Raw genomic sequence first — 4,557 nt, 5'->3', positions numbered from 1 at the left:
ATTTTTAACAATAGATCATGAATTGTCGCTCTCTTCTTTTTTTAAAAATGAATGAGCTGCGTCTTCTTTAGTATTGTTTTTTTCCATTTTTGTAGAAGTGAATTTTCATAGTAGCTTAATAACAAAATTATTATTTTATTTTTTTATCATATTAAAATTAGTCAATTTAACACCTTTACGTTCTACAGTTTGTGAACAAACAATTTTGTAGCCTCGGTGTTCAAAAAATGGCTTAGCTGTAATACTTGCTTCCGTATCAATTTCTAAAATATTTAATTTCTTTGCCTCAGATTCAAGCATATCAACTAAAGCTGTGGCTATACCTTGTCCTTGATAATCTTTATGAACATACAGTCTATCTAAGTGCCCATTATGCGTTAAATCGCTAAAACCAACAACTTTGTCATTAACTTTAGCAACAAATGTTATATTTTGACCCAATGATTCCTTCCAAGATTTCATTTTAGATTCTTTTTCATCTCTTGGTGCCCAAGCATCTAATTCTGCTTGGGAATAATCTTTTGAATTTACGGAATGAACTGTTTCATAAAACAAAGAAACAATCTCTTCTGTATCAGTTTCCTTAAACTTTATAATCTTCACTTTCTGTTATGCCTCCCCTTATTAAGATAAGCATATTCTAATATATTTAAAATTTTACCACCAATTTCTTCTTCCACAAAACTGCCCTTTAACTTAATAAGAACTGCCGTTTCAATTTCGTAAAACAGGTCAATAATTCCTAAAAAAAGAATTTCTTGAAAAGAGATGAACTTGTTATTATCTCAAGCATGGGAAACGTATGAATCTGATAAACGTATTGAAGGCTTTTCGCGGCAAACATTAAAAGCATATAAACTACAGTCCTGTTTACTTATACCTTTTTTAATGATGTTAAACTTGATACGATCAATACAGATCAATTAAAAGCTTATTTAGCAAAATCGAGTGAAAGCCTTAAGCCTGCAAGTTTGGCTCATCGAATTCGTTTTATTAAATCATTATTTCGATGGTTTCATGAAGAAGGGTATATTCCCATAAACCCAGCAGCTAAAATAAAATAACCTAAAACCGGTAAAAGAATCCCTAAATTTCAAACTGAAATGGAAATTGAGCATTTACGGGAAGCCTGCTGCACCCCAATGGAAAAGGCTCTGTTTGAATTCATGTTCTCCACTGGATGCCGAATAGGAGAAATTGTTTCCTTAGATAGAGGCAGAATTAATTGGTCGAACCGATCCGAACACAGGTTAAATAACATATGTATTAGCAACATAAATAACGATATAATTAGCACACAAAAAAGGTTGGGGTCAAAATTAAACCCCAACCTTTTTTATTTTAATGTGTGGTTTTCGGAAATAAAAATAATAATCATCCAAGTTTATCGCTAACTTTTTTCTTTACTGCCATCCAAATTTCACTATATACATTTCCCGATGTACCATTGTACTTTGTAAAAGAAATTCCAGGTAGTTCTACTAGTTCATAATCTGAAGAAGGCAACCATTCAGAATAAATTTTTGCGGTAGTTTCTTGAAGTGTAGCAGGAAATGGTCCTTGATTAGGGAAAATTGCCCATAAACTTTCTTCAATAGTAATTTGCTCTAAATTATCGAATGGATTTTCTTTTGTAGTTGCAAAACCAATCATATGAGTTAAACATCCTTTTTCTTCCAGGTAGCCATCGTCAAAATCAAAAGAAACATTCAAGACTTGATGAGGATATAAATCAGCTAATTGATGCATTTCATTTCTTTGTTGTTCGCTAATGGACTGGGCTAGTTCTAAGATAGCTTTATTTTCACCTTCGAATTGAATTGGCACTCTTTTCGATACACCTACTATATTAAATTTCTCTTTCTTCTCAATTTTGAATTCCATAGATTTTCCTCCTTTTATATCTATATAGAATGAAAATTTGGGAAATGATTTTTGAATTTTGTTTTTAGTTACTTCTGAAGGTAAAAAACCACTCCATTCACGAAAGGCTCTTGAAAATCCTTCTATTGATTGATAGCCATATTTATAGGCAATATCTGTCACTTTTGCTCCGTTAATTAATTCAACATTCGCAACCGATAATCTCCTATTTTTGATATACTCATTCAATGACATTCCAGCCATATACGAAAACATTCTTTTAAAATGATAATCAGACAGTCCTACAGTTTTCGATATATCTTTTCCAGAGATTTCTTCCGTTAAATGTGTCTCGATGTAATCCATTAAATTATTGAATTCTTGTAACATTCATTTCCCTCCTTTACAAATACATAATATCGTTAAAATTTATGATTCACTCGATATTTTTTATACGGAATTTATCGGAACGCGTCTTCCATAATTACTATAGTTACAATCCTGCTTCGTTAGTGCAATAAGAATAAAGGATAGCCGCAGCTATCCCTTTCTTAAACTCTTGCACCCGTTAGTTTAAGTTCAAAGTTTCACAAAAACTTAATAAATAAAGGTCCTTCAAGATAATTCTCATAGGACTTCTTAAGAACAAACTTTTTAAAAGAATTTTTTCACACTTTCCAACTAATTTTAAAAAGCATCCAAGGAATTTCGATAAACTACCCCTGGTTGACAATAGTTCGATGGTTGGAGGAAATAATTCTTCCTCACGACAACCTCATAGAATATTATTTGATCAGATAGAACTCTAAATGTTTTTTTATATAAGTTGGTAACAGCTTCATCACTTAGGTAAGTTTCTATCAATTCTTTTTCGCCATTAATTGCTTCCCCTCTTGCTTTTATAACAGCTTGTGTTATCTCAGCTGAGTGGTCGTAAATTGTCTTGTACATAGTATTCACCTCCACAACTATATGGATAAACAAATCTACTCTTATTTACCTTTTTTTAGGGTAGTAGGAAAACCTGGGATATTTCACAACTGGCCATTTCTCCTTGCGTAGAGAATCGAGCAATTCTGATCCAACATTTAAGTTGCTTTGAACTAATTCTTTAGGAGTCAGTGCCATCCATTGGTTAAGCGACACATCTTCAAAGCGGTCGCTTTTGAACATCTCTAAAAACCATAATGTTTCTGTACCGGTGTTTTGAATATAGTGTCCAGTTGCAAAGGGTACATATCCGACATCACCAGCTCTATAATCAAATGTACGTGCTGCACCGTTTCCAGTAAATACAGTCATTCGCCCTTGTCCGGTAAGGTAATACTGCCACTCGTCGTTATTGGAATGCCAATGAAGTTCTCTCATTGCACCCGGTTCAATCTCAACGAGTGCTGCTGCGATTGTTTTTGAAATTGGAAAGTTCGAAGAATCCACAATTCTTACACTACCACCAGGCGTTTTGATTGGTGTTTGTTTCAACAGCTCGTGCTTAAAGGTTAAAGGGACTTCTCCGTAGGGTGACTGGACTTCTTGACTTTCCAGTGAACCTGGTACCTCCCCCTTATAGATATATACCTGTTCAGAAGGAATGGAGTTAAACGCACTCTCTGGTACTCCAAAATTTGCCGACAGAACATCTTTTGGAGTATGAGCAAACCAGTCGGAGATGGATAAGGTGGAAAGATCGGAAAAGTTTCCGTCATCGAAGACGAGCAGAAATTCGCAATGTTCCAACCCTTGAATCGAATGTGGGATACCTGGGGGGAAGTACCAAAGGTCACCAGGTCCCACGTCGGCAATAAAATTTCGTCCTTGTTGGTCAACCGAGGTTATACGTGCCCGTCCCAACAGCATATAAGACCATTCTGCCTGTTTATGCCAATGAAGTTCACGTACTCCGCCGGCCGTTAAGCTCATATTTACTCCAGCAAGAGTAGTCGCTATCGGAAGTTCCCTGGCGGTGATCTCCCGTGACCATCCCCCGTGATTTAATGTCATTGAAGTGTCTGAGAATGAGAATTTCAAGTTAGGAACTAATCCTGCATCTGTAATAGGTGGGACGAGCATATTCGGATTTTGAATATCTCGCATAATATTACGCGGGCCTGAGTCAATCCCTCCAGCTCCATCACTTCGGATAGGTTGAGACACGTTCCCACCCACTTGATTAACAGATCGTTTATCCATCATTACGCTCCTCGTTAATAGGATTATTAAGGGAAAATTCTTTTTCATAGTATATGACTTGGGCTTCAAATGGTTACTGTGCCTATTGATAAAAAATACAGGGACATCCCTTAATGAAGAAATGCTCCCTTAGTTTAAAATTAATATTAGAAACCACTTCTAAAATTTTTGTTGTTCAACTAACCTGCTTCGTTAGTTGAACAACAAAAAGGGTTGCCAAAGCAACCCCATCTTCAACTATAGCACCCGTTAGCTTAAGAAGGTTTTAACACTTACACACCATCAAATGATTGCCATCAGGGTCTTTAAAATTAAACCATTGGTTATGCTCTATTCCTGTTGTTATTTCTACATTCTTTTCCCTCATAAACTCGTAAGTATTTTCTATATTATTAGTATTGAAATGAAATAGTGGGACTTTGAATATATTTTCAACTGAAAAAATTTTGCTATCTAATACAATCCCTGTTCCATTCATAGGTACTATAAACAAATGACCAAATA

At 35.1% G+C, this 4,557-nt stretch carries 5 protein-coding genes and 1 pseudogene; 1 reads left to right on the top strand and 5 read right to left on the bottom strand.

The features are described 5' to 3' along the window. Positions 1–135: 135 nt before the first annotated feature. A complete protein-coding gene (locus tag AB7942_RS30075) occupies positions 136–603 on the bottom strand; it encodes a GNAT family N-acetyltransferase (protein WP_369449725.1) in 468 nt (155 codons plus the stop codon). A gap of 171 nt (positions 604–774) precedes the next feature. Between AB7942_RS30075 and AB7942_RS30070 the strand changes: the two are divergent. After that, positions 775–1,241 (top strand): annotated as a pseudogene (locus AB7942_RS30070) (tyrosine-type recombinase/integrase); the annotation flags it as partial. Between the two features lie 133 nt (positions 1,242–1,374). Here AB7942_RS30070 and AB7942_RS30065 read toward each other — a convergent pair. From AB7942_RS30065 to AB7942_RS30050, 4 genes are all read right to left on the bottom strand, one after another. Next, on the bottom strand, positions 1,375–2,253 hold the full coding sequence (locus tag AB7942_RS30065) for an AraC family transcriptional regulator (RefSeq protein ID WP_369449724.1): 879 nt from the start codon (positions 2,251–2,253) through the stop codon (positions 1,375–1,377). Positions 2,254–2,550: 297 nt separating this feature from the next. Further along, positions 2,551–2,814 carry a hypothetical protein gene (locus tag AB7942_RS30060; protein WP_369449723.1) on the bottom strand — a complete coding sequence of 88 codons (264 nt, stop codon included), beginning with the start codon at positions 2,812–2,814 and terminating at the stop codon, positions 2,551–2,553. A 45-nt stretch (positions 2,815–2,859) separates the two neighbouring features. Continuing rightward, a complete protein-coding gene (locus AB7942_RS30055; protein ID WP_369449726.1) occupies positions 2,860–4,053 on the bottom strand; it encodes an oxalate decarboxylase family bicupin in 1,194 nt (397 codons plus the stop codon). 265 nt (positions 4,054–4,318) lie between these two features. Next, positions 4,319–4,557, bottom strand: a 239-nt coding sequence (locus AB7942_RS30050; RefSeq protein ID WP_369449722.1) for a VOC family protein, incomplete at its 5' end; no start/stop codon positions are given.

It is taken from the genome of Neobacillus sp. BF23-41 (assembly GCF_041106275.1).
This window is presented reverse-complemented; position numbering and strand designations above follow the sequence as displayed.